Source organism: Salinicola sp. CR57 (assembly GCF_003206585.1).
Classification (GTDB): Bacteria; Pseudomonadota; Gammaproteobacteria; order Pseudomonadales; family Halomonadaceae; genus Salinicola; species Salinicola lusitanus.
This window is the reverse complement of record NZ_PZJL01000003.1, coordinates 84,670-108,430: the sequence shown is the minus strand read 5'-3', so window position 1 is coordinate 108,430 and position 23,761 is coordinate 84,670. Positions and strand designations below refer to the sequence as shown.

General features: G+C 65.1%; 22 protein-coding genes. 13 read left to right on the top strand and 9 right to left on the bottom strand.

Going from position 1 to position 23,761, the window contains the following annotated elements:
• Window positions 1-60: 60 nt before the first annotated feature.
• The 3 genes from DOM56_RS04685 to DOM56_RS04675 all read right to left on the bottom strand — a co-directional run bounded on the left by DOM56_RS04685 (window position 61) and on the right by DOM56_RS04675 (window position 2,273).
• A complete protein-coding gene (locus tag DOM56_RS04685; protein WP_110602569.1) occupies window positions 61-480 on the bottom strand; it encodes an OsmC family protein in 420 nt (139 codons plus the stop codon).
• A gap of 96 nt (window positions 481-576) precedes the next feature.
• Window positions 577-1,245: an N-acetylmuramate alpha-1-phosphate uridylyltransferase MurU gene (gene murU / locus DOM56_RS04680; RefSeq protein ID WP_110707743.1), complete on the bottom strand. Its 669-nt coding sequence runs from the start codon at window positions 1,243-1,245 to the stop codon at window positions 577-579.
• On the bottom strand, window positions 1,242-2,273 hold the full coding sequence (locus DOM56_RS04675) for a phosphotransferase (RefSeq protein WP_110707742.1): 1,032 nt from the start codon (window positions 2,271-2,273) through the stop codon (window positions 1,242-1,244). Before DOM56_RS04675 ends, murU begins: the two co-directional genes overlap by 4 nt.
• Before the next feature lie 339 nt (window positions 2,274-2,612).
• On the opposite strand from DOM56_RS04675, the gene lptD reads away from it, so the two are divergent.
• The 8 genes from lptD (at window position 2,613) to DOM56_RS04635 (ending at window position 10,821) form a co-directional block, all read left to right on the top strand.
• Complete coding sequence (gene lptD, locus DOM56_RS04670; RefSeq protein WP_110707741.1) at window positions 2,613-5,078, top strand: LPS assembly protein LptD; 2,466 nt, start codon at window positions 2,613-2,615, stop codon at window positions 5,076-5,078.
• A gap of 78 nt (window positions 5,079-5,156) precedes the next feature.
• Window positions 5,157-6,116, top strand: a complete 960-nt coding sequence (locus tag DOM56_RS04665; RefSeq protein WP_110707740.1) for a peptidylprolyl isomerase — start codon at window positions 5,157-5,159, stop codon at window positions 6,114-6,116.
• Window positions 6,116-7,123 carry a 4-hydroxythreonine-4-phosphate dehydrogenase PdxA gene (gene pdxA, locus DOM56_RS04660; RefSeq protein WP_110707739.1) on the top strand — a complete coding sequence of 336 codons (1,008 nt, stop codon included), beginning with the start codon at window positions 6,116-6,118 and terminating at the stop codon, window positions 7,121-7,123. The genes DOM56_RS04665 and pdxA overlap by 1 nt, the downstream gene beginning before the upstream one ends.
• Window positions 7,124-7,138: 15 nt before the next feature.
• On the top strand, window positions 7,139-7,987 hold the full coding sequence (rsmA, locus tag DOM56_RS04655; RefSeq protein ID WP_110707738.1) for a 16S rRNA (adenine(1518)-N(6)/adenine(1519)-N(6))-dimethyltransferase RsmA: 849 nt from the start codon (window positions 7,139-7,141) through the stop codon (window positions 7,985-7,987).
• On the top strand, window positions 7,984-8,367 hold the full coding sequence (gene apaG, locus DOM56_RS04650; protein ID WP_110707737.1) for a Co2+/Mg2+ efflux protein ApaG: 384 nt from the start codon (window positions 7,984-7,986) through the stop codon (window positions 8,365-8,367). The genes rsmA and apaG overlap by 4 nt, the downstream gene beginning before the upstream one ends.
• 83 nt (window positions 8,368-8,450) lie before the next feature.
• Window positions 8,451-9,272 carry a symmetrical bis(5'-nucleosyl)-tetraphosphatase gene (locus DOM56_RS04645; RefSeq protein ID WP_110707736.1) on the top strand — a complete coding sequence of 274 codons (822 nt, stop codon included), beginning with the start codon at window positions 8,451-8,453 and terminating at the stop codon, window positions 9,270-9,272.
• A 49-nt stretch (window positions 9,273-9,321) separates the two neighbouring features.
• Entirely contained in the window at window positions 9,322-9,648 is a 327-nt protein-coding gene (glpE, locus tag DOM56_RS04640; protein ID WP_110602586.1) for a thiosulfate sulfurtransferase GlpE, read from the top strand.
• Between the two features lie 12 nt (window positions 9,649-9,660).
• Window positions 9,661-10,821 carry a polynucleotide adenylyltransferase gene (locus DOM56_RS04635; RefSeq protein WP_110707735.1) on the top strand — a complete coding sequence of 387 codons (1,161 nt, stop codon included), beginning with the start codon at window positions 9,661-9,663 and terminating at the stop codon, window positions 10,819-10,821.
• Window positions 10,822-10,902: 81 nt separating this feature from the next.
• On the opposite strand, the gene DOM56_RS04630 is transcribed toward DOM56_RS04635, so the two are convergent.
• Window positions 10,903-12,249 (bottom strand): gluconate:H+ symporter, encoded by a 1,347-nt coding sequence (locus tag DOM56_RS04630; RefSeq protein ID WP_110707734.1) that lies wholly within the window; start codon window positions 12,247-12,249, stop codon window positions 10,903-10,905.
• 301 nt (window positions 12,250-12,550) lie between these two features.
• On the opposite strand from DOM56_RS04630, the gene DOM56_RS04625 reads away from it, so the two are divergent.
• Window positions 12,551-13,072 carry a gluconokinase gene (locus tag DOM56_RS04625; protein WP_232822176.1) on the top strand — a complete coding sequence of 174 codons (522 nt, stop codon included), beginning with the start codon at window positions 12,551-12,553 and terminating at the stop codon, window positions 13,070-13,072.
• A 47-nt stretch (window positions 13,073-13,119) separates the two neighbouring features.
• On the opposite strand, the gene DOM56_RS04620 is transcribed toward DOM56_RS04625, so the two are convergent.
• The 5 genes from DOM56_RS04620 to DOM56_RS04600 all read right to left on the bottom strand — a co-directional run bounded on the left by DOM56_RS04620 (window position 13,120) and on the right by DOM56_RS04600 (window position 18,922).
• Window positions 13,120-14,127, bottom strand: a complete 1,008-nt coding sequence (locus DOM56_RS04620) for a LacI family DNA-binding transcriptional regulator (RefSeq protein WP_110707733.1) — start codon at window positions 14,125-14,127, stop codon at window positions 13,120-13,122.
• A gap of 128 nt (window positions 14,128-14,255) precedes the next feature.
• Entirely contained in the window at window positions 14,256-15,185 is a 930-nt protein-coding gene (locus DOM56_RS04615; protein WP_110707732.1) for a lysine exporter LysO family protein, read from the bottom strand.
• Window positions 15,186-15,320: 135 nt separating this feature from the next.
• Window positions 15,321-16,040: a hypothetical protein gene (locus DOM56_RS04610; protein WP_157958165.1), complete on the bottom strand. Its 720-nt coding sequence runs from the start codon at window positions 16,038-16,040 to the stop codon at window positions 15,321-15,323.
• 410 nt (window positions 16,041-16,450) lie between these two features.
• Window positions 16,451-17,380 carry a glyoxylate/hydroxypyruvate reductase A gene (locus DOM56_RS04605; RefSeq protein ID WP_110707730.1) on the bottom strand — a complete coding sequence of 310 codons (930 nt, stop codon included), beginning with the start codon at window positions 17,378-17,380 and terminating at the stop codon, window positions 16,451-16,453.
• A 135-nt stretch (window positions 17,381-17,515) separates the two neighbouring features.
• The gene (locus tag DOM56_RS04600; RefSeq protein ID WP_110707729.1) at window positions 17,516-18,922 is read right to left on the bottom strand and encodes a PLP-dependent aminotransferase family protein; all 1,407 of its coding nucleotides are present in this window, start codon (window positions 18,920-18,922) and stop codon (window positions 17,516-17,518) included.
• A gap of 196 nt (window positions 18,923-19,118) precedes the next feature.
• On the opposite strand from DOM56_RS04600, the gene doeA reads away from it, so the two are divergent.
• The 4 genes from doeA (at window position 19,119) to DOM56_RS04580 (ending at window position 23,761) form a co-directional block, all read left to right on the top strand.
• A complete protein-coding gene (gene doeA, locus DOM56_RS04595) occupies window positions 19,119-20,318 on the top strand; it encodes an ectoine hydrolase DoeA (RefSeq protein WP_110707728.1) in 1,200 nt (399 codons plus the stop codon).
• A 102-nt stretch (window positions 20,319-20,420) separates the two neighbouring features.
• Window positions 20,421-21,461, top strand: a complete 1,041-nt coding sequence (doeB, locus tag DOM56_RS04590; protein ID WP_110707727.1) for a N(2)-acetyl-L-2,4-diaminobutanoate deacetylase DoeB — start codon at window positions 20,421-20,423, stop codon at window positions 21,459-21,461.
• A gap of 124 nt (window positions 21,462-21,585) precedes the next feature.
• Window positions 21,586-22,068 (top strand): Lrp/AsnC family transcriptional regulator, encoded by a 483-nt coding sequence (locus tag DOM56_RS04585; protein ID WP_110707726.1) that lies wholly within the window; start codon window positions 21,586-21,588, stop codon window positions 22,066-22,068.
• 229 nt (window positions 22,069-22,297) lie between these two features.
• Window positions 22,298-23,761, top strand: coding sequence for an NAD-dependent succinate-semialdehyde dehydrogenase (locus DOM56_RS04580; RefSeq protein WP_110707725.1), 1,464 nt, complete (start codon window positions 22,298-22,300; stop codon window positions 23,759-23,761).

Below are 23,761 nucleotides of genomic sequence, written 5' to 3'. Positions count from 1 at the left end.
AAAAAGCCAGCGACAAATGTCGCTGGCTTTTTTCTTTACGGCAAATCGCGGGGCTCGCGCTCAGGCCTCGACGATCTCGTAGTCGTGGGTGATCTCCACCCCGCCTTTGCTCAGCATCAGTGACGCGCTGCAGTATTTCTCGGCGGAAAGGTCGACGGCGCGCTTGACCACGGCGTCCTTCAATCCCTTGCCGGTGACGACGAAGTGGACGTGGATCTTGGTGAAGACGCTGGGGGTGCCGTCGAAGCGCTCGGCTTCCAGCGTGGCGACGCAATCGGTGACCTCGGCGCGGGCCTTCTCGAGGATCTGGATCACGTCGAACGAGGTGCAGCCGCCCAGACCCATCAGCACCATCTCCATGGGCCTCGGCCCGGTGTTACGGCCACCGTGATCCGGGTTGCCGTCGATGACGACGCTATGGCCGCTGCCGGATTCGGTGACGAACTGGCGGCCGTCGGTCCATTTGACTGTGGCTTTCATGGCAAGGATTCCTTACTGGGATTCGTCGTTGAATCGTTCGGTTGTCGATGGCGGCAGGATAACACTCCCGGCAAGTGCTGGTGGTGTCCGGGTTCTTCATCCCTGCGTGAGTCGTGCTTCCAGCTCGGCCAGGCGCTGCGGCGTGCCGACATCGACCCAGTCGCCGCGGTGGTGCCAGCCACCGACGCGGCCCGTCTGCATCGCGTCGATCAGCAGTGGTGCCAGCTTGATGGCCGCTCCAGCCGGCAGGTCGGCGACCAGCTCGGGGCGCACGACACCGAGACCGGCATAGATCAACCGCGGCTCGCCATCGACGTGCAGCCGGCCCTGGGCGTCGAGATGGAAGTCGCCCCGCCGGTGGAAGTCGGTCGTATCCACCATCACCAGCGAGGCGAGGTCGTCATTGGCGAGCGCGAGGCGTGCGAGCGGAAAATCCGTCCAGACGTCGCCGTTGAGCAGGATGAACGGTGCTTCGCCCAGTAGTGGCAGCGCCTGACGCAATCCGCCCGCGGTTTCCAACGGCGTCCGTTCGACGCTGAATTGAAGCGAGACGCCATAGCGCTCGCCGTCGCCGAGGGCGTCGATGATCTGCTGGCCGCGATAGCTGACGTTGATCACGATGTCGTGGATGCCTGCCGTTGCCAGCCGCTCGAGGTGATGCACGATCAGCGGTTTGCCGGCGACCGTCAGCAGCGGCTTGGGACAGTGGTCGGTGAGCGGGCGCATGCGCGTGCCGAGGCCGGCGGCGAGAATCATCGCTTTCATGACGAGGCACCCCGGTCGAGGTTGGCGTGGTGCTCGGCCAGGCGTGCCTCCATCGCCGGGCGATAGCTTTCGCGCAGCCAGCGGTGGAAATCGCCGAGGGCGGGCAGTGCCGTCAGCCCCTCGTCGAGATGCCCGTAGAAATGGGGCAGCCAGTCGAGATAGCGGGGTTTGCCGTCGCGCAGAAAGAGGCGACAGAATTGGCCCAGAATCTTGAGCTGACGCTGGGCCCCGATCGCCTCGACACCGGCCCGGAACGTCTCGGCGTCCAGATCGGCGTCGATCCGCTCCGCGGCGAGACAGCGCTGGCGAAAATCCTCGATCCAGAGGTCCATCTCCTGGCGTGACCAGTGGTGATAGCGGCCTCGTAGCAGGGAGATCAGATCGTAGCCAAGAGGCCCGGCCAGCGCGCCCTGAAAGTCGATGATCCAGAGCCGCTCCCGATGGATCATAAGGTTCATGGCGTCGAAGTCGCGGTGTACGGCGACGGTAGGGAGCCTGGCGATATGAGCAAGCAGGTGGCGCTTGACCTCGGGCCACTGCGGTGGTGTCTCGATCTCGAGCCAGCGGGTCAGGCCCCAGTCGGGGAAGCGGTCCATCTCCTCCTCGAGGAAGTCGGCGGTGTAGTGGGGCAGCGGGGCGACCGGCGCGAGTCGTTCGATCTCGTCGAGCAGCGCCAGTGCCTGCGATGTCCCCTGGCGTGCGCCGGACTCGGTCTCGAAGTGGTGGTGAAGGCTGTCGTGGCCGAGATCGTCGAGCTCGATGAATCCCGACTCCAGGTCGACGGCGTGCAGTCGAGGTACCGGCAGGCCGGCCTCGCGCCATTCGCCGCCGATGGTCACGAATGGCCGGCTGTCCTCCAGCGCCGGCGGCGCATCCATGACGATCCGTGTCGCACCGTCCGGGAAGGTGACGCGACAGTAGCCACGGAGGCTGGCGTCGCCAGCCACCGTTTCCAGCCGGCAGGCCTCCGGTGACAGACGATGCTGGGCGGCAATCCAGTGGCGAAGAGCATCCAGGCGCAGGGTCATGCAGGCTTCCGCTGATAATGAGAGAGCGTGGCGGCGCACTGCCGATGACAGCGCTTGCCGCGAGTTGACGGGCCGGAACTGGCACCGCATGCTGGGCGGTAATCCGGAATCGCCGCGCCAATTTTCACGGTGTCGAGCGGTGCGCCAGGAGCGCGATAGGGTAGCATCCGGCGGCCAGCGATCAATGCCGCATTCGGACTCCATCGCAACTCGGTCTGGCCTCCGCCGAGGTTTCGACGCGCCCCGCGGTGTCCAGACGACTCAACAAGGAATGGCTTCGCGGCAACTCCCGTCGAGGTCTGTATAATACCGGCTTCACTCGGCAAGGACATAGAGGACATGGGCAAGCGACTGGTCTGGACTGCCCTCACCGGCCTGATTTCATCGACGGCCCAGGCGGCGCCCCCCGCCCCCCTACCGGCGGACCAGCTGGACTGGTCTCCATGGGGGGATCAGGCCCCGGCTGGCGCGCTTTGTGGTGGCCGCTATATCGAACCGGGCTACCTGCTGCCCGAGGGCAAGACCCCCGAGGAGGTGCTGTCCGATTCGGGATCGGCCGAGTACGGCGATGATGGCGAGACCATTCTGGGCGGCAATGTCGTGCTGCGGCGTGGCGAAAGCCAACTGGAGTCGCCGCGGGTGCGAGTCAATGCTGCCCGTGACACCGCCTTCGCCGATGGCCCCCTGACGATTCGCTATCCGGGAATGCTGGTGCGCGGTGACGATGGCCAGGTCTCGCTCGACAGCGATGCGGCGCGCATCGATGACGCCCACTACGTCGTCCATGAACAGCGGCTGCGCGGGGATGCCCAGTCGATGCAGCGTCTCGACGACGGCCGCTATCGCATGACCGAAGCCAGCTTCACCACCTGTGCCCCGGACAGCCGGCTGTGGCGGGTCGTGGGCAGCGACGTCACCATCGACCGCGAGCAGGGCTTCGGCACGGCGTCCAACGCGCGACTCGAGATGGGCGACGTGCCGGTCTTCTACTGGCCGTGGGTACGTTTTCCCATCGACGATCGCCGCCAGAGCGGGTTCCTGTGGCCGACCGTGGGGCTCTCCAGCGACGGTCTGGACTACAGCCAGCCGTACTATCTCAATCTGGCACCCAATTACGATGCCACCCTCACGCCACGGATCATCTCCGACCACGGTTTCATGCTGGGCGGCGAGTTCCGCTACCTGTTCGACAGCGACGAGGGGTCCGTCGAGGGCGCCTACCTGCCCAACGACAACGGCGGCAATAACGACAATCCCAACGATCCCAACGATGCCTTCGACGGGGAGGATCGCTGGTACATCGACTACAGCCACTACGGACGCTTCACCGACCGGCTGGATTACGCCATGCGTTACGGCGCCGCCAGCGACGGGCGCTATTTCGACGATTTCGGGCGTGACTTCGGCGAGCAGGATACCGAATACCTCGAGCGCCTGGCACGTCTGAGCTATCAGGGTAATACCTGGTATCTGGATGCCCGCGCCCAGGGCTATCAGCGCATGGATTTTCCGCTCGACGAGAACGATCGGCCGTTCTACAAGCTGCCCAGCCTGACCGCCAATGCCCGCTGGCAGCAGGATAGCGGCTTCTATCAGGAGTGGAATTCCAACGCGACCTACTTCTGGCGCGATCTGCATGGCGTCGACAGCAACGGTTTCTGGGAAGACGAGGAGACCGGCGATACCCGCCAGATCCGCCTGCGTGAAGCGGCCAACGGGTCGCGTATCAACCTGACCCCGGCCATCGGCTGGCGCGCCCAGCCCAGTTGGGGCTTCCTGGAGCCGCGCTTCCAGCTGTGGCAGACCAACTACGAGCTCGACTACGGCAATCGCGACACCGATCGGGACGAAAGCCTGTCGCGCACGGTGCCGGTCTACTCGGTCGACTCCGGCCTGATTTTCCAGCGTGACGTCACGCTATTCGACAGCGACTGGAAGCAGACCTTCGAGCCGCGGCTCTACTACGCCTATGTGCCGGAACGGGATCAGTCGGAGTTTCCCGACTTCGACACCGACGAGCTGCCGATCTCGTGGAGCCAGCTCTGGTCGCCTTATCGCTTCACCGGGGCCGATCGGGTGGGTGACGTCAACAAGCTCTCCTACGGCGCTTCGACGCGTTTCCTCGAGGACGACACCGGTCGCGAGCGCCTGTCGCTGTCCGTGGGGCAGAGCGCCTACTTCTCGGATCGCAAGATCGATATCGAGGGCGACCCGACCACGCTGCCGAACAAGGAGACCGACTACGAGGACTGGTATCGTGCCACCCGCGACCGCTCACCGGTCATCACCCAGCTCGACTGGCGGATCAACGATCAGTGGCGCTCGCGCTACGAGTGGTTCTACGATCCGGACCGCTCAAAGACTGAAAAGGCGTCGGCCTATCTCCAGTACCTGAGTCCGGTCGGCCATGTCGTGAACCTTGGCTACCGTTGGCAGATCCAAGGATTCGATCCGTCGGGAGACGAAGAGGATCGTCTTAACTACAGTCGCGAGGATTTCGACGTGTCGTTCGCTTACAAGGCCACGTCATCGTTGGACCTGATAGGCCGTTATCTCTATGACAACACCAACAGCCGCGACCTGGAATCGCTGGCCGGCGTCCAGTTCAACAGCTGCTGTAGCGCGGTACAGGTGGTGTGGCGTGAATGGGTCGAAGACAACGATACCGCCAACACCATCGATGACGACTACACGGACCGGGGCCTGTTCCTGCGCTTCGTGTTCAAGGGGCTGGGCGGCGTCGGCCAGGAAGCCGACAGCTACTTCGCCCAGGCGGTACCGGGCTATGAAGCGACGCAGTTCTGATGACTCGGTGGTCCCGATCAATCCATGTTTACGGCGAGCCCGAACGGCTCGCCTTTCCATCAAGCAAGAGAGGTAGGCATGCGTCCTAGAGTATGGATCCCCCTGGCGCTGGTAATGCTGCTGTCGCCGTTGTCCGCGATGGCGGAAGTGGTGCAGCTGGATCGTATCGTCGCGGTGGTCAACGACGATGCCATCATGCATAGCCAGCTCGAACGTCGGGTCGCCCAGGCGCGCGACCAGCTCCAGGCCAACAACATCCAGATGCCGCCGGAGCAGGCGCTGGAACGTCAGGTGCTGGACCGCATGATCACCGAGCAGATCGAGTTGCAGATGGCCGAAAATGCCAAGCTGAGCATCGACGAGACCCAGCTCAACAGCACCATGCGCGGCATCGCCCAGAACAACGGGATGACCCTGGATGAGTTCGCGAACAAGCTTGAGCAGCAGGGCCAGACCCTGGCGGAAGTACGTGAGCAGGTGCGTCGAGAATTGCTGATTCGACAAGTGCAGCAGGATCGAGTCGCCAGCAGAATCACGGTCTCCGATCGCGAGGTCGATCGTTTTCTGGCGCAGCGCGGCGGGAACAGCAATGTCGCCTATCACCTCGCCCAGATTCTGATCGCCGTGCCGCAGTCGCCGACGCCGGATCAGGTCGCCCAGGCGCAGGCCGAGGCACAGAAGCTCTATCAGCAACTGCAAGAGGGCGCCGACTTCCAGCAGCTGGCCGTGGCCGAGTCCGATGACGCGCAGGCGTTGCAGGGTGGCGATCTCGGTTGGCGCCAGGCGGCACAGATTCCCTCCATTTTCGCCGATGTAATCCCCGATCTCTCCAAGGGTGAAGTCAGCGAGCCGATTCGCAGCCCCAGCGGTTTCCACCTGGTCAAGTTGATCGACACCCGGGGTGGCGACAGCGGACAGATGACCCGGGACCAGGCCAGCCAGGCGATCTTCCAGCGCAAGGTCAATGACGAGCTGGAAGCCTGGACGCAGGAGATTCGCGCCAGCGCCTATATCGACAACCGTCTCGACAACGGCTGATGGCCTTGCCGGTATTGGCACTGACCACCGGTGAACCGGCGGGTGTCGGTCCCGAACTCGCGCTCGCGGTGGCTCGGGACTGGCAGCAGCTGGCGGCGACGGTGGTCGCCGTGGGGGACCCGGACCTGCTGGCCCAGCGTGCCCGGCTGCTCGGCTGGCCGGTCGAACTGGAGGTCGTCGAGCCGGGGGCGGAGTTGCCGCCGCCCAGCGACGGTCGCCTGCCGGTCTGGCCGGTGTCGCTGGCGAGACCGTCGACGCCCGGTCGGCTGGACCCCGCCAACGCCGGCTACGTGCTGGAGACGCTCGACGTCGCCATCGAGGCCTGTCGGCAGGGGGCCGCCGACGCCATGGTGACGGCGCCGCTTCACAAGGGAGCGATCATCGAGGGCGGGTATCCCGGTTTCACCGGCCATACCGAGTATCTTCGCGACGCCTGCAGTGTCGAGGAGGTGGTGATGATGCTTGCCACCGAACGTACGTCCCGGCCACTGCGGGTCGCGCTGGCGACTACCCATCTGCCGCTCTCCCGGGTTGCCGACGCGATTACCGATGCGGGCCTGGCGCGTGTCATCCGGATCCTGGCGGCGGAGCTGACCCGGCGCTTCGGCATCGCGTCGCCCCGGATCCTCGTCTGTGGGCTCAACCCCCACGCCGGGGAGGACGGACACCTGGGGCGCGAGGAGATCGAGGTCATCACGCCCGCGCTGGAGCGGCTGCGCGACGAAGGCCTCGACCTGGTGGGGCCGCTGCCGGCGGATACGCTGTTCACGCCCCGTCACCTCGATCGTGCCGATGCCGTGCTGGCGATGTATCACGACCAGGGCCTGCCGGTGCTCAAGTACGCCGGGTTCGGCCAGGCCGCCAATATCACCCTGGGCCTGGGAATGGTTCGCACTTCTGTCGACCACGGTACTGCCCTGGATCTCGCCGGCACCGGCCTGGCCGAAGTGGGGAGCCTCCGGGTCGCGCTGCAGGTGGCTCGGCAGATGACCGCCCGCGCTCACTGAAGGAATCTTGTTGTCATGGCTACACGCTCCTCCGATCGTTCACCGATGCCTCGTGCCCGGAAACGGTTCGGCCAGAACTTCCTCCGCGACGGCGGGGTGATCTCGCGCATCGTGCGAGCCATCGGGCCCCGCAGTGGCGATCGCCTGGTCGAGATCGGCCCCGGCCAGGGCGCCCTGACCGGGCCGCTGCTGGAGGCTACCGGCGCGCTGGAAGTGATCGAGCTGGATCGCGATCTGATCCCCGGCCTGCGAGTGCAGTTCTACGACTACCCCGAGTTCACGATTCACGAGGGAGATGCGCTCAAGTTCGATTTTCACGAGCTGTGGCGACAGGATGGACGCCCGTTGCGGGTGGTCGGCAATCTCCCCTACAACATCTCGACGCCGTTGATCTTTCACCTGCTGACGGCCCGCGGCGCCATCCGGGATATGCACTTCATGCTGCAGAAGGAGGTCGTCGAGCGCCTCGCCGCCGAGCCCGGCGGGCCCGACTGGGGGCGGCTGTCGGTGATGACCCAGTATTACTGCGCGGTCGAATCGCTGTTCGTGGTGCCGCCCGGCGCCTTCGTGCCGCAACCCAAGGTGGATTCGGCGATCGTGCGGCTGACGCCTCATGCCGAGCTGCCTTCGCCGGCCCTCGACGAGGCCCACTTTGCCGATGTGGTGAGAGAGGCGTTCGGTCAGCGTCGCAAGACCCTGCGCAACAACCTCAAGGGGATGATCGACGCGGAGGCACTGGCGGCGCTGGGGATCGATCCCGGCCGTCGACCGCAGACGCTGCGGGTCGAGGAGTTCGTCGCCATCAGCAACCATCTCGCGGGTCTCCAGCCCGAGAACCCTGCCGCCACGGAGACGTGTTCATGAGCGAGATCGCACCCGCCGTCACCGTCGACGTCGAGCCGGCGTTTCGCGAGGACGAATCGTCGCCCGGCGACAACCGTTTCGTGTTCAGCTACACGGTGACCGTGCACAATCACTCCGACCGCAGCGTGCAGCTGTTATCGCGCTACTGGAAGATCACCCAGGGCCACGGCAAGGTGCAGGAAGTGCGGGGCAACGGGGTGGTCGGCAAGCAGCCAACGATCACCGCCGGGCACAGCTTTCGCTATACCAGCCGTGCGGTGATCGAATGTCCCGTCGGCGTCATGCAGGGCAGTTATACCTGTATCGATCTGGCCAGCCAGGCCACCTTCGATGTCGCCGTCGCGCCGTTTCGCCTGGCCGGCCCCAACCAGGTCCACTGAGCGGCGCGCAATCGGCATTTGCCGCCGCCGCTGCGCCGGCGCGGATCGCGCAACTGGGCGGCACCACCAACACGAGGAAGCGCATGGCGACCTACGCAATCGGCGACCTGCAGGGCTGTCACGCCGAATTCGAAGCCCTGCTCGAGCAGCTCGACTTCTCGCCCTCACGGGATCACCTGTGGCTGGCCGGTGACCTGGTCAACCGCGGCCCCGATTCGCTGGGTTGCCTGCGCAGGAGCGTCGCGCTGGACGGTGCCGCCAGCGTAGTGCTGGGCAATCACGATCTGCACCTGCTGGCCGTCGCGCGGGGCCATGGCAAGCTCAAGCGCAACGATACCCTGAGCGATATTCTCGAAGCCCCGGACCGGCACCAGATGCTCGAATGGCTGCGCCATCAGCCACTGCTGGTCGCCGACCCCGCGCGCCGGTGCGTGATGACCCATGCCGGGCTGCTGCCGCGATGGTCGCTCGCCCGGGCGAGCGAATTGGCGGCAGAGGCGGAAGCGGTCTTGCGGTCGGGCGACGTGGATGCTTTTCTGAATGTGATGTACGGCAACCATCCTGCCCGTTTCGAGCCCGACCTGACCGGCATGGACCGCATCCGGGCCATCGTCAACGTCTTCACCCGCATGCGCTTCATCGACGGCGACGGCACCCTGGATTTTGCCGCCAAGGAGGGGCTGGACAGCGCGCCGGCGGGCTACGCCCCCTGGTTCACCTATCCCCGCGCCGATGACCTGACGCTGCTGTTCGGCCACTGGGCCGCGTTGGAGGGGCACACCCCGGGGGCCAGGGTCGACGCGCAAGCGCTGGATACCGGCTGCGTATGGGGCGGGTCCCTGACCGCCCTCGATCTCGATAGCGGCGAACGGACCTCGGTGCCCTCCCGGTCGTCAGACCGATGAGCGGTTCCGCTGCCGGTCGCTCACAGCCAAGCCTTTTCAGGAGTGATTCATGACCCAGTCTTTCGCCCATCTCGATCCGACGACGCTGGCACAGTGGCTGAGCGAAGGACGCTCGTTCAAGCTCGTCGACATTCGCGATCCCATGAGTTTCGCCCAGGGCCATATCCCTGGCAGCTACCACCTCGACAACACCACGGTAGCGGAACTGGTGGACAGGACGCCCAGCGACACGCCCGTGGTGGTGGTCTGCTATCACGGCCACTCCAGTCAGCAGGCCGCCTCCTGGCTTGCCGGGCAGGGCTTCGGCGAGGTCTACAGCCTGGATGGCGGGTTCGTCGACTGGGCGCATCGCCGGCCCGAACATGTCGAACGCTAGCGGTCTCGCGGCATGAGCATGCCCCCCGATCCCCGTCTCGACGGGCTGGAGGTCTACCTGGTGGGTGGCGCCGTTCGCGACGCCCGCCTGGGCTGGCCGGTGGGCGATCGTGACTGGGTAGTCGTCGGTGCCACGCCGGAGGCCCTGCGCCAGCGTGGCTTCAAGCCCGTCGGTCGCGATTTTCCGGTCTTCCTGCATCCCGATACCCACGAGGAGTACGCGCTGGCCCGCACCGAGCGCAAGCAGGGCCACGGCTACACCGGATTCGAGGTACACGCGAGCCCCGAGGTGACGCTGGAAGCCGATCTGGCACGACGGGATTTCACCATCAACGCCATGGCCGAGACCCCGACGGGCGAACTGATCGACCCCTATGGCGGCGCCGACGATCTTGCGGCCAGGAGGCTCAGGCATGTCTCGGCCGCGTTCGTCGAGGACCCGTTGCGGGTGTTGCGCGCGGCGCGCTTCCTGGCGCGTTACCGCAAGCTCGGTTTCACCATTGCCGCGGAGACGATGGCGCTGATGCGCCAGCTCACCGACAGCGGCGAAATGCGATATCTGGTCGCCGAGCGAGTGTGGACGGAGACGCACAATGCGCTGGGCGAAGCCGACCCTTCCGCCTATTTCCAGACGCTGGAAGCGTGCGGGGCGCTGGCGGTGCTGATGCCGCCGCTGGCGACGCCATCGCTACCCGAGGCGCTGGCGCGACTCGAACCGGTCCCCGACGAGTCCAACTCCCATAGTGTGGCGCTATGGCGCTGGGCGCGGCTCGGCGAGCACCTCGAGGATGACGAGCAGTCCCGGCTCAACGATGCCGTCAAGGCGCCCAACGCCTTTCGGGATGCCATGCGGCTGGCAGCCCTGTCTCGTCGGTTGCGTCATCGCATCGGGGGTCAGCGGCCCGATGACGGGGGAGAAGATCGTGCCGACGCGATCATGACCTGGCTGGACGGGATCGACGCCTGGCGACGGCCCGAGCGCGTCGCGCCGCTGCTGGCTCTGATCGCCCATGACGACGGCGGACTGGCGGACGATCTGGCGCTGGCCTGGCGGCTGGCCTCCCAGATCCTGCCCAAAGCCCTGCTCGCCGAGGGGTTTCGTGGACCGGCGTTGGGCGAAGAGTTGTCCCGGCGTCGGGAAGCGACGGTGCGAGAGGCGCTGGCGTCCCGCTAGCGAGCCCTCGAAGCAAGACGCCCGCTGCAGGGTTCAGAACCTCGCAGCGGGCGTTTTGCATTCTGATGGCCGAGGATCGGGTCAGACGAACAGCCCCACGATCAGCGCCATGATCAGCCCGGTCAGGCCGATGATCGTCTCCATCACCGTCCAGCTCTTGAGCGTCTGCGCCTCGGTCAGACCGAAGTAACGGTTGACCAGCCAGAAACCGGAGTCGTTGACGTGGCTCAGCACCGTGGCGCCGGAAGCGATCGCGATGACCAGCAGGCCGAGCACCGGGCCGTCGAGATTCAGCGTGGTGATCACCGGGGCCATCAGGCCAGCGGCGGTGATCATCGCGACGGTGGCCGAGCCCTGGATCACGCGCACTGCGGTGGAGATCAAAAACGCCAGCAGGATCGGCGGCAGGGCGCTTTCGGCCATGATGTTGCCCATCACTTCACCGACGCCGGAATCGATCAGCACCTGCTTGAATACGCCGCCCGCACCGGTGACCAGAATGATGATGCCGGCCGGTTCCAGGGCCTTGGTGGCGACCTCCATCACCTGTTCCCGTGTCATGCCGCGACGCGTTCCCAGCAGGGTGAAGGCGAGCAGGGTGGCCAGGGTCAGGGCCACGAACGGGTGGCCGAGGAAGGTCAGCGCGGCCAGCACCGGGCTATCCGCCGGTAGGATCACCCCGGAGACGGTATTGAGCACGATCAGCGCCAGCGGCAGCAGGATGATCGACAGGATCAGCTTGAAGCTGGGCAGGCCGGCGGTATCGATATCGTTTTTCGGCAGCTCCATGTAATCCGGGATCTGGGCATCGATGCGCTTGGCGATCCAGCGCCCGAACAGCGGGCCGGCAATGATCATGGCCGGCAGACCGCAAATGGCGCCGAACAGGATCACGTAGCCGAGATCGGCACCGATCAGCTTGGCCACCGCGATCGGCCCCGGCGTCGGCGGAATGAACGAATGGGTGACCGCGAGCCCGGCCAGCAGTGGAATGCCGTAATAGAGCAGCGAGCGCCCGGTACGGCGGGTAAGGGCATAGATCAGCGGCACCAGGATGATGAAGGCGACATCGAGGAATACCGGAATCGCGACGAGGAAACCGGTGACCCCCATCGCCCACTGCGAGCGGTTCTCGCCGAACTTGTCGAGCAGCGTGCTGGCCAGGCGATCGACCCCGCCGGAGACTTCCAGCATCTTGCCGAACATCGCGCCCAAGCCGACCACCGTGGCAACGAAGCCGAGCGTGCCGCCCATGCCTTTCTCGACCGTATCCAGCAGTTGGTCGACGTTCATGCCGGTGGCCAGCCCGACCAGACCACTGACGACGAGCAGTGCGACGAAGGCGTGCAGGCGCAGCTTCATGACCAGATAAAGCAGCACGATGATGCTGCCCAGCGCGGCGAGTATGAGAGAAGTTGGGCTATCCATGTCGACGACATTCCTTGGTGAAAGCACGCGGCAGCTGCGGCCGGATATACGCCATTGGTGGCGTTGTGCTTCGCGGTGGAGTTGGCGAGAATGGATGTTACCGGTAACAGATCGGTCCCAACAATGCGCCTAAAGGTGTAGAGACAACCTCTATCCAATCGGGATAGGCCATTGGCAGGCCGGCACGCGCGAACGGCACCAATCACATCCGTACCAGTCATACGGGTATCGATTAGCGATATAGTCGCTACCTGCTCAGCACCCCTGGTACCAATCGGAAGGCAACCTCATGGACGCAAAGATGAGTCGGCGCATCGTCGTAATGGGCGTATCCAGCTGCGGCAAGACCGAAGTCGGGCAGCGGCTGGCAACCGCGCTGGGAGGGCGCTTCCTCGACGGAGACGACTACCATTCGCCGGAAAGCGTCGCCAAGATGTCGCATGGCGAGCCCCTCGACGACGAGGATCGGGCCGGTTGGCTGGAGCGACTGGCGGCGTTTCTGGCCGAGGCCAGGGCCAAGGACGAGACGCTGGTCATCGGCTGCTCTGCGCTCAAGGAGCGCTATCGCGATACGCTTCGCCAGGGCGATGAAGAACTGACCTTCGTGCATCTCGCCGGAAGCCGCGAGCTGCTGCTACAGCGCATCCAGTCGCGCCGCGATCACTTCTTCAAGGGCGAGGCGATGCTGGACAGCCAGTTGGCGACCCTCGAGGCGCCCGGCGAGGATGAGGCGGTCACCGTCGATATCGCCGGCACGCTCGAGCAGGTGGTCAACGAGGCCGTGCTGAAACTCGAGAAGCGATCGCTTGCCGGCGGGCGCTGAGAAACCCGCCCTTGCCTAGCAGGGAATCATCGCCATCGGGATGCCGGTCATAGGCTCCCGCCAACGCGTACCTCGAATCCCAGGTTTTCGCTGGTCGGTTGTCGCGGGGCGCCCTGAAGGCGCGCCAGCAGGCGCACGGCGATGATATCCCCGATGCGTCGCCGCGGTGTCACCACCGTCGCCAGCGGCGGGGCGGTCGCCTCCACGATGTCGAGACCGTTGAAGCCGGCCAGCGCCAGCGCACCGGGTACCTCAAGCCGGCGCCGCTGACACTCGAACAGCGCGCCGGCGGCGAGGTCGTCATTGCAGCAGAACACCGCCTCCAGATCCGGCCAGCGCTCCAGCATCGAGCCCAGCATCTCCCCGCCCAGGCGGTAGGAAGAAGGATGGGGCGTGGTCAGGCAGCGTTCGGTGGAGAGTCGTGCCGCTCTCATCGCCGCTTCCCATCCTGCCATGCGCAGTTGCGCGCGGTAGTCCATGCGCGCGCCGAGGAAGCCGATCCTCCGATATCCGCGGTCGAGAAACGCCTGCGTCATCGCCATGCCGGCCTCGTGCTGGTCCAGTCCGACGTTGATGTCCAGCGGCGTCTCGGTCAGCTCCAGCGTCTCGACCACCGGTACCCGGGCCCGCGCCAGCAGGCGACAGGCATGATCGGTGTGGCGGGTGCCGGGCAGAATCAACGCCTCGACGCCGTAGCGAAGGTAAGTGTCTATCAGCCGTTCTTCCTCCAGGATCGAATAGCCGGTATGACCGATCAGTACCTGATAACCCGCATCTCCCAAGCCCTCCTGGACCCCCCGCTGGATCTCCGAGAATACCGAGTTGGAGAGCGAGGGGATCAACAGCGCCACGCTGTGGGATCGGCCGCTGGCCAGCGCCCCGGCGGAGTGATTGGGGATGTAGCCGAGCTCGTCGATGGCGGATTCGATGCGCAACCGCAGCGCGGCCGAGACCCGGTGGGGCTCGCGCAGGGCACGTGACACCGTGATCTTGGTCACGCCGACACGTTCGGCGATGTGCTGAAGCGTCACCCGTCCAGAGGAACGACGTGGCATGACAATCCCCTGAGTCGTTTTAGGTGCGGTGGTTACCGGTAACTTGATCGCTAGATTAACACGCCGGCGCTGGCGGACTCTCTGGACCCATGGTCGTAGTGCATCGTTGCAAAAGTGTCATGAGTGGGTCAGAACGATAGCAACAGCAGGATCAGCGGCGGCGAGAGCAGCGATAGCAGGAACCCGCTGACGATGGCCAGGGGCACGCAGGTGATGCCGCCGTACTGCTGGATCACCGGCAGGCTCACGTCCATCGACGTTGCGCCGGCATAGCCGATCGCCAGCGGCATGGCGCGACGAATGAACAGCGGCACCAGCAGGAAGGCGAGCAGTTCCCGGGCCAGGTCGTTGAAGAAGGCGGCGCCGCCGAGCACCGGTCCGAGCTGGTCGCCGATCAGAATGCCGGAGAGCGAATACCAGCCAAACCCCGCCGCCATCGCCATCCCCTCGTTCCAGGGTAACTGGAGCAGCGGTGCCGCGATCAGCCCCGCCAGCATCGAACTCGCGAATACGGTCGTCGCGATCGCCAGGCCCAGTCGATTGAGCAGGATCTGGCGCAGCCCGAGCCCGGAGTTGCGAAGCTGACAGCCGATCAGGAAGAGCAGCGCGTAGAGCGTCCAGGTCGCCAGCGTTTCCGCCAGCGAGGCCAGGTGCCATCCCAGTCCCTGGGCGGCCGCGCCGACGATCACGCCGAGCAGTACCACACCCGCCAGCTGCAGCGAGCCCAGCATCGCTTGAAATTTGCCGGCGGGCGCCGTGTTGTCCTTGCTCTCCACCCGCGATTGACGGCGCGCCAGCCGTCGACGCGACAACCATGCCAGCGCCGCCAGGTTGAGCGGCGAGATCACCAGGAACAGCACCAACGCTGTGGACCCGATGCGGGACAACTGCCCGAGCAGGTTCTCCATGCCACCCAGGCTGATCCCCATCAGCAGCAGGATCACGTAGACCGAGGCACTGACGCCGCGATCGATGGCCTGACGAATCCCAGCCTGGCGAACGGGGATCAGGTAGCCCACGATCAATGGCAGCAGTATCCACAATAACCCCAGCAGCATGATCCCTCCCGAAGCGAACCGATGAGTCACCGGCAAAGACGCGGCACGAAAAAAACGGACGCCGATGAATCGGCGTCCGTGATTGGCAACGAACTCTAGAGGATGTGTGCCGAGGAGGGAAGAACGGCCGGCCGATTATCCGCCGGAAGTGCTCGCCGAGGTCGAGTTAGCAGGGGCGAGCGCCAGATCCGTGAGCGTGAGATGGCTGCGTTCCTCGTCGTCGCGCACGTAGCGCATCCCGAGCAGCAGGCCAGGGATCTCGCGGTGAAAGGTCAGGTAGAGGTGTCGGCCTCGTTTATCGGGGTCCCAGGTGTCCACGGTAACGCCCGGGAACGTGCCGGCGGGGGTCTGGATGTCGCTACGGTCGATCACCCGGTAGTAGAGCATCTCCGTCTTGCCCTTGTGATTCTGATAGTCGAGCTGGCAGGGCGAGACCTGAGTGCTGGCGCAGCGGGCATCCGGCGCCTTGCGTGAAAGATCGAAAAGTGCGGTCTGGCGGTCCGGCAACGCCTGCAACTGGGCCCGGTCCAGATGGTATTTATCGCCGATCCCCACCAGCGAGTACGAACTGGTGTAATCCAGCGCCTGCACGCGGTCGCCATCGAGCTGAAATCGGCCGCGCTCCTCGCCACTGGCGACCTTGATGCTGGCTCGCATGTCGCTCTCCCAGACATCGCCGGTTTGCAGGTCATTGCCCCGGTGTGAGAGCTGGTGGGTGATCGTCGCATCCGGCCAGCCGCTGATGTCGAGCCGGTAGTGGGCGGTGAACGGCGTCGGTGCCGCCAGTGCCAGCGAGCTGACGGTCGTCAGGAGCAGAGCGGCAAGGGTCTTGAGAGTCGAAATTCGGTGTGACATGAACATCCTCGAAAGCGAATCGGCGATCTATCCCTCTCAGACGCCGAGCCGCCGCCGGTGTTCCCGATCATCAGGCTGGATCAGGCGACCGGCCACACTCTGCCGAGCCGCTCTACCGTGTGTTGCCATTTCGGCGTCGTTGGCTTGCAGACGGTGTTCTGGTTACCGAACAACCCCACCTCGCTGAACGCGCCGTTCCTCGCTACCGTATGGAGCCAGCGCACGGGCACGAGGTATTCCGCCTCTTCTTCATCGGGGCCGATCAGCAGCCAGTCCCGATTGAGAATCGAGACGTCCTACATGATCTGCGCTTCCAGCAGCCCTTCGTCGGCGAGCCCCGCCGGGCGTAGCCGCTGGGGCTGTTCGTCCAAGCCGTTGGCGAGCTTCCAGATACCCTGTTCGATCGCCGCTCAATACCCCGCTTCGGGATCGATGGTCTCGACCGCCTTGCCCTCCGACATCGCGTCCAGTGCGTCGGCAACCTGGTCGGCGGCGGCGCCGATCGGCGTGGGGCCTGCCATGTGCGGGGTAATCATGATGCGCGGATGACGCCATAGCGGGCTCTCCGCCGCCAGCGGCTCGGTGGGGAAGGCGTCCAGCAGGGCGCCGCGTAGGTGGCCTTCGTGCTCTCCTTCACCGAGCGTTTCGAGCAGCGCCGGCTCGTCGATCAGCGTGCCGCGACCTGGGTTGATCAGGCTGGCGCCAGCGGGGAGCTTGGCCAGGTTGTCGCGATTGATGATGTGCCGGGTGGCTGGGGTGTCGGGGAGCAGCGTGATCAGCGTCTTGACCTGACGCAGCAGGGTGTCGAGCCCCTCATCGCCATGGTGACAGGCGATGCCTTCGATCCGCTTGGGCGAGCGGCTCCAGCCGTGGACGGGGTAGCCGTCGGCGGCGAGCATCTGCGCCACCCGCGTCCCGATGGCGCCGAGCCCCAGCACGCCCACCGGCCAGTCGGGCTTGTCGACGACCGGCACCTCGCGCCACTCGGCACTGGCTTGCTGACGTCGGTAGCGGTCGAAGTCGCGCTGGAAATGGAGTACGCCATAGCGAGCGTAATCGCCGATCAGTTCGCCCATGCCGGCATCGCGCAGTTTGACGATGGGGATCTCGCGGGGGAGTGCGGGGTTCTGCAGCAGGGCATCGACCCCGGCGCCGAGATTGACGATGCCCTTGAGCGCCGTCTGTTCCTCGAAGACCGAGGCGGGCGGTTTCCAGGCGACCAGGTAGTCCACCTGCGGGTTGCCACTGTCCGCCGCAATCTGGATCTCGGCGTCCGGCAGGCGCTCGAGCAGGATGTTGCGCCATTGCTCGGCGTCACTATGGTAGATCAGGACTCGCATCTCGGCTCCGTCGTCGCTGTTGGGTCATGTCTTGTCATCATGGCAGGTTGCCCGTGGCGAAAGAAACTGCCGTGCGCGGCTTGGCGGGTTTGCTGACCGGTTGGCACCGTTCGTGTAGCCCATGGCCCGTGGCCTTCAGTAAGCGATCTCCAGCATCGGCGGCGGCGCCTCGCCGAGCAGCTGGCTCAGCACGTCCAGGCCGCTGGCCAGGCGTGACAGATCCGGTTCGGCTCCCAGGCTGATGCGAACACGCCGCGGCATGGCGGACGGCTCGACCAGGAACGGCTGGGCGGTGGTGATGGCAACACCTTCCTGGCGCGCCTGCTGCTGCAGCTCTTCCGCCCGCCACGGCTCCGGCAGCATCAGCCAGACATGCAGGCTGCTGGTGCGCGATTCGATGGCATGCCCCGCCAGCTTGCGTGATGCCAGCTGCTGGCGTTCCGCCAGCAACTGGCGCTGTTCGTGGGCGAGCGTGTCGACCATGCCGCTGGCCAGCCAGTAATCCGCCAGTTCGAACACCAGCGGGGTGGCCATCCAGCTGGTGGCGCGCAGTCTCGGCAAGGTGTGGTGCATCTGGCCGCGGGGCACGCTGAGGTAGCCGGCGCGCAGCCCGGGGACGGTGGCCTTGGTCAGGCTGGTGACGTGGAAGCTCTGCTGGGGCAGCCTGGCGGTCAGGGAGGTGAGGCCTGCGGGCTCCAGCAGCGCATGGACATCGTCCTCGATCAGCCAGACGTCGTGACGCAGCAGAATCTCCGCCACGACGTCGCGACGGGCGTTCTCCATGGTCGCGCCGGTGGGGTTGAGCTGGGTCGGGGTCAGGCAGACGGCTCGCGGGCGGTATCTCATGATGGCCGCCTCCAGCGCTTCAGGGATGACGCCCTGCTCGTCGATCGCCACGCCGTACAACTGGAAGCCGAGGGTGCGCGCCAGCGCGATCAGGCCGTGATCGGTCAGCGCCTCGGTCAACACGATATCGCCGTGCTGGACCACGGTGGCGATCGCCAGCATCAGCCCATGGGCGGCGCCATTGCAGAGCAGTCGGTCGTCGGTCTCGCCGGGGACGCCGAGGCGCTCCTTCAACCAGACGTTGGCGCGCTCGCGCTGATGCAGCAGGCCGGCGATCGGGCGGCTGGCGCCGATGACGTCGGCGTGGGCGGACCTGGCGAGTTCCGCCAGCGCCTCGCGAAAGCGCCGGTGGTGAGAGGGCGGACAGACCGGATGGGCGATCGACAGGTCGATGGGGGCGTCGTCGCTGACCGCGGCCGGCGCCCGCAGGTATTCGTTCTCGGAATCGCCCTCGGCATCGCGAATCCAGGTGCCACTGCCGACCCGGGCCTGGACGAGGCCGCTCTTCTCGGCCTGCTCGTAAGCCCGCGACACGGTCTGCACGCTGACCCCCAGCGTCTCGGCGAGTTCGCGATGGGTCGGCAGGCGCATGCCTGGCGAAAGCACGCCATGGCGAACTGCCTCGGCGAGGGCGCGCGCGATGGAAAGGTATTTGGGGCCGTGCCCGCCGAGGAAGGGCGTCAGGTCGATTGTCATGATGCAATAAAGCCTTTGACGGCACGCTGAGCGACGATGCTACTATCATCGTCGATGCATTGACCGATAATTGTCATGAATATTGATAAGCAAATCATGACAATTTCACACCCGGTCGGCAAGCGGCAGGACACTCGGCTCGATCCCCTCGACTGCCGATGTCCCAACAATTCGGTCCCGTTAGTCGAGTGGCTCCATGTTTCAGGTTTCTTTGCCTTTTTCGCGTGAAGAGTACGCCAGTCGTTTGCACAAAGTGCGCGTTTCCATGGCGAGCCGCGGAATTGATGTTCTCGTTGTCAGCGACCCTTCTAACATGGGCTGGCTGACGGGGTACGACGGATGGTCGTTCTACGTTCACCAGTGCGTGCTGATAGGGCTGGAGGGCGAGCCGGTCTGGTACGGTCGGCGCCAGGATGCCAACGGGGCCTGGCGCACCTGCTGGATGGATGCCGAGCGAGTGCGCTACTACCCGGATTACTATGTCCAGAATCCGGACATGCACCCGATGGAGTATCTGGCCCAGTCGGTGCTGCCGGAGTATGGCTGGCACACCGGCAATGTCGGGCTGGAGATGGACAACTATTACTTCTCGGGCAAGGCCTATACCAGCCTGCTCAAGGAGTTGCCACATGCTCGGCTGGTCGATGCCACGGCGCTGGTCAACTGGTGCCGGGCGATCAAGTCGCCGCATGAGATCGCCTACATGCGCACGGCGGCGAGAATCGTCGAGTGCATGCACACTCGGATCATCGAGATGATCGAGCCCGGCCTGGCCAAGAGCAAGCTGGTCTCGGAGATCTATCGGGTCGGCACCGAAGGCTGGACCGACGAGCATGGCACGGTCCACGGTGGCGACTATCCCGCCATCGTGCCGCTGTTGCCGACCGGCAGCGACGCGGCCGCGCCTCATCTGACCTGGGACGACACCCCGTTTCGCAAGGGCGAAGGGACGTTTTTCGAGATCGCCGGCTGCTACAAGCGCTACCACGCACCGCTGTCGCGGACCGTCTTCCTCGGCAAGCCGCCGCAGGACTTCATCCGCGGCGAGTCGGCATTGCTCGAGGGGATCGACAACGGGCTGGCGGTGGCCAAGCCCGGCAATCGATGTGCCGATATCGCGCTGGCGCTGGGCGCGGCGATGGACAAGTACGGTTTCGATCGGGGCGGCGCGCGCTGCGGCTATCCGATCGGTATCAGCTACCCGCCGGACTGGGGCGAGCGCACCATGAGTCTGCGCCCTTCCGACGAGACGATTCTCGAACCCGGCATGACTTTCCACTTCATGCCGGGCATGTGGATGGACGACTGGGGCCTGGAGATCACCGAGAGTATCCTGATCACCGAGAAAGGTGCCGAGCCGCTGTGCCACTTCCCGCGTCAGCTGTTCGTCAAGTAAGCCCGCTTTGACGGGGTCGCCACGCCATTTTGTACCTTTCAATGACGCGCCCATCGGCCTTGTGCTCATGGCGCGTCATCCGTTTCATTGAGGAGAGTTCGCATGTCCGCAACCCTGCGTCCCAGCCCGATCAGCGCCACCGTCGACTTCGATGCCCAGGGCGTTCAGCACGGTTTTCTCAAGCTGCCGATCTCCATCGACACCTCGGCCTGGGGCGCGGTGATGATCCCGATCACCGTGGTCGCCAACGGCGAAGGGCCCACGGCGCTGCTGACCGGCGGCAACCATGGCGACGAGTATGAGGGCATTACCTCGCTGCTCAAGCTCGCCAGCACGCTCCGGGCCGAAGACGTGCGCGGCCGCGTCATCATCGTGCCGATGATGAACCTGCCGGCGGCGGAAGCGGGCAAGCGAACCTCTCCGCTGGATGGCGGCAACCTCAACCGGAGTTTCCCCGGCGACCCCAATGGCGGGGTCACCTCGCAGATCGCCGATTATTTCAACCGCGTGCTGGTGCCGATGTGCGACGTGGCGCTGGATCTGCACTCCGGCGGTCGCACGCTGGATATCGTGCCCTTCGCCGCCGCGCACCGGCTCGACGATACTAGCCAGGAGCGCGCGAGCCTGGCCGGCGCGGTGGCCTTCGGCGCGCCCTACGCGATGATGATGTTCGAACTCGACGCGACCAAGCTCTACGACACGGCGGTGGAGTCCCAGGGCAAGACCTTCGTCACCACCGAGCTGGGCGGCGGCGGCACCTCGACACCGGCGAGCCTGGCCGTGACCGAGCGGGGCGTGCGCAACTTCCTGGTTCACTACGGTCTGGTGGAAGGCGAAGTCGAGACGCCCGCCGAGCCCATGATCTACGTCGACATGCCGGATGCCAGCTGCTACGTCCAGAGCGAGCATTCCGGTCTGCTGGAGTTGACGGTCTCACTGGGGGAAATGGTCAAGCAGGGCGACGTGCTGGCGCGGGTCCATGACATGAGTCGCACTGGTGCGGTGCCGGTCGAGTACCGTGCCCAGCGCGACGGCGTGCTGATCGCCCGGCGCTTCCCGGCCAAGGTCGGGATGGGCGATACCATCGCCGTGGTCGCGGAAGTGGTCGAGTCTTTGGAACGTGACCAGACCCAACGCCAGTGAATGAGTGAAGATCAGACGAGGCGAGCGCTGTTGAAAGCGCGGAGTTTACGAGGGGTAAACGAGCGTTTTGAAACCGCGTTCAACGAGGAATGGCCGAGCGTGATCCGTTTGGATGGTGTCTGGTATGAAGCTTGATCGCTACGACCTCAAGATCTTGGAAATCCTAAGCCGCGATGGCCGAATTACCAAGTCGCGCCTGGCGGAGGCGATCAGCCTCTCCGTCAGCCCCTGCTGGGAGCGGGTCAAGCGGCTGGAGAAGGCTGGGGTCATCGAAGGCTACAGCGCCCGGATCAATCCCGATGCCATCGTCAAGCGCACCCCGGTATGGGTTCAGATAGAGCTCAAGCAGCACAACGCCGAGAGCTTTGCCCGCTTCGAGCGAATGGTGTCGGACACCGATGCGGTGGCGGAATGCGTCGCGGTCGGCGGCGGTGTCGACTATCTGGTCAAGATCGCCGCCGACAGTATCGACGCCTATCAGCGGCTGATCGACGCCTGGCTGGTCTCCGACCTCGGCATCGAGCGCTACTTCACCTATATCGTCACCAAGACGGTCAAGCGCGAAGGGCCGCCGGCGCTGCCCGATCCCGACGGCTTCTCCGTCTGAGAGCTGACGAACGGAAACGATGAATGAACCTGGCCGACGCCAGGTTCGTTCGTTTCCCGTCCCACCTCATCCGAAAAAACCTCAACCTCAACACGTTCTTTCGAAAGAAAACGTACGGTAAATCGGTTGGGACAAAAAAATTACCCGCTGCAGAATCGATACCATGGTCGCACTCGCAGGATAGGCAAACCGTTCTGCCCACCGCCGACACCTTGCAGGAGGCGACATCATGAAACTCAACGATCCCCGGCTTTTCCGCCAGTACGCCTATATCGACGGCAAGTGGACCCATGGCAGCGAGGGGCGCGAGGAAGCGGTCGTCGATCCCGCCACGGGAGAGATTCTCGGCCACTGCGCGTTGCTGGAAGCGGCCCAGATCACCGAAACCGTGACCGCCGCCGAAAGCGCCTTTGCCGATTGGCGGGCGATCAACGTCCACGAACGGGCCGAGAAGCTCAACGCCTGGTATCGCCTGCTGCACGAGCACAAGGAAGACCTGGCGTTGCTGATGACCTACGAGCAGGGCAAGCCGCTCAAGGATGCACGCGGCGAGGTCGACTACGGTGCCAGCTTCATCCAGTGGTTCGCGGAAGAGGCCAAGCGCGCCTATGGGGTGACCATCCCGAGTCATATCCCCAACGCCGCGCTGGGCACGATCAAGGAGCCGGTCGGCGTGTCGGCGATGTTCACGCCGTGGAACTTCCCGCTGGCGATGATCACCCGCAAGGCCGGGGCGGCGCTGGCGGCCGGCTGCACGGTGATCGTCAAGCCGGCCAACGAGACGCCTTATTCGGCTCTGGCGCTGGCCGAGCTGGCCGAGCGGGCGGGCATTCCGGCCGGTGTATTCAACGTCGTTACCGGCGACCCGGCGACGGTCTCCGAGGTGCTGTGCAACGACAACCGCATCCGCAACATCTCGTTCACCGGTTCGACCCGCGTCGGCAAGCTGCTGATGCGCCAGAGTTCCTCCAGCGTCAAGCGCATGTCGCTGGAGCTGGGTGGCAATGCGCCCTTCATCGTCTGCGATGACATGGATCCGGATGTGGCGGCGAAAGAGGCGGTCGCCGCCAAGTTCCAGACCGCCGGTCAGGACTGTCTCGCCGCCAACCGGCTGTTCGTTCATCGCAAGATCTACGATGCCTTCATCGAGCGCTTCCTGGTGCACATGCAGGCGCTGAAGGTAGGGAATGGCCTGGAGGAGAGCGACATCGGTCCGCTGATTCACAAGCGCGCGGTCGACATGGCCAAGGGCTTCGTCGAGGATGGGGTCAGCAAGGGCGCCCGCCAGTTGGGTGGAGCGGGGAAACCGCCCGGAGAGAACTTCTTCATGCCGACGCTGCTGGCGGACATCACCCCGCAAATGCGGGTGTTCCGCGAGGAGACCTTCTCGCCGGTCGCGGGCGTCTGCGCGTTCGACGACGACGACGAGGTGATCCGGCTCGCCAACGACACCGAGTACGGGCTCGCGGCCTACGTCTATACCCACGACGTGCGTCGTATCTGGAAGCTGATGCGCGGGCTCGAGTACGGCATGGTCAGCGTCAACAGCGTCAAGATGACCGGCGCGCCGATTCCATTCGGCGGCGTGAAGCAGTCGGGGCTGGGTCGTGAAGGTGGTGCTGCGGGGCTCGATGAATATCTCGATACCAAGTACTACTGTCTCGGCAATATGCCGTCGGCGAGCAATTCATAA

Coding starts and splice junctions, on each gene's coding strand:
- DOM56_RS04685 (WP_110602569.1), bottom strand. CDS start 480: ATGAAAGCCACAGTCAAATGGACCGACGGCCGCCAGTTCGTCACCGAA.
- murU (WP_110707743.1), bottom strand. CDS start 1,245: ATGAAAGCGATGATTCTCGCCGCCGGCCTCGGCACGCGCATGCGCCCG.
- DOM56_RS04675 (WP_110707742.1), bottom strand. CDS start 2,273: ATGACCCTGCGCCTGGATGCTCTTCGCCACTGGATTGCCGCCCAGCAT.
- lptD (WP_110707741.1), top strand. CDS start 2,613: ATGGGCAAGCGACTGGTCTGGACTGCCCTCACCGGCCTGATTTCATCG.
- DOM56_RS04665 (WP_110707740.1), top strand. CDS start 5,157: ATGCGTCCTAGAGTATGGATCCCCCTGGCGCTGGTAATGCTGCTGTCG.
- pdxA (WP_110707739.1), top strand. CDS start 6,116: ATGGCCTTGCCGGTATTGGCACTGACCACCGGTGAACCGGCGGGTGTC.
- rsmA (WP_110707738.1), top strand. CDS start 7,139: ATGGCTACACGCTCCTCCGATCGTTCACCGATGCCTCGTGCCCGGAAA.
- apaG (WP_110707737.1), top strand. CDS start 7,984: ATGAGCGAGATCGCACCCGCCGTCACCGTCGACGTCGAGCCGGCGTTT.
- DOM56_RS04645 (WP_110707736.1), top strand. CDS start 8,451: ATGGCGACCTACGCAATCGGCGACCTGCAGGGCTGTCACGCCGAATTC.
- glpE (WP_110602586.1), top strand. CDS start 9,322: ATGACCCAGTCTTTCGCCCATCTCGATCCGACGACGCTGGCACAGTGG.
- DOM56_RS04635 (WP_110707735.1), top strand. CDS start 9,661: ATGAGCATGCCCCCCGATCCCCGTCTCGACGGGCTGGAGGTCTACCTG.
- DOM56_RS04630 (WP_110707734.1), bottom strand. CDS start 12,249: ATGGATAGCCCAACTTCTCTCATACTCGCCGCGCTGGGCAGCATCATC.
- DOM56_RS04625 (WP_232822176.1), top strand. CDS start 12,551: ATGAGTCGGCGCATCGTCGTAATGGGCGTATCCAGCTGCGGCAAGACC.
- DOM56_RS04620 (WP_110707733.1), bottom strand. CDS start 14,127: ATGCCACGTCGTTCCTCTGGACGGGTGACGCTTCAGCACATCGCCGAA.
- DOM56_RS04615 (WP_110707732.1), bottom strand. CDS start 15,185: ATGCTGCTGGGGTTATTGTGGATACTGCTGCCATTGATCGTGGGCTAC.
- DOM56_RS04610 (WP_157958165.1), bottom strand. CDS start 16,040: ATGTCACACCGAATTTCGACTCTCAAGACCCTTGCCGCTCTGCTCCTG.
- DOM56_RS04605 (WP_110707730.1), bottom strand. CDS start 17,380: ATGCGAGTCCTGATCTACCATAGTGACGCCGAGCAATGGCGCAACATC.
- DOM56_RS04600 (WP_110707729.1), bottom strand. CDS start 18,922: ATGACAATCGACCTGACGCCCTTCCTCGGCGGGCACGGCCCCAAATAC.
- doeA (WP_110707728.1), top strand. CDS start 19,119: ATGTTTCAGGTTTCTTTGCCTTTTTCGCGTGAAGAGTACGCCAGTCGT.
- doeB (WP_110707727.1), top strand. CDS start 20,421: ATGTCCGCAACCCTGCGTCCCAGCCCGATCAGCGCCACCGTCGACTTC.
- DOM56_RS04585 (WP_110707726.1), top strand. CDS start 21,586: ATGAAGCTTGATCGCTACGACCTCAAGATCTTGGAAATCCTAAGCCGC.
- DOM56_RS04580 (WP_110707725.1), top strand. CDS start 22,298: ATGAAACTCAACGATCCCCGGCTTTTCCGCCAGTACGCCTATATCGAC.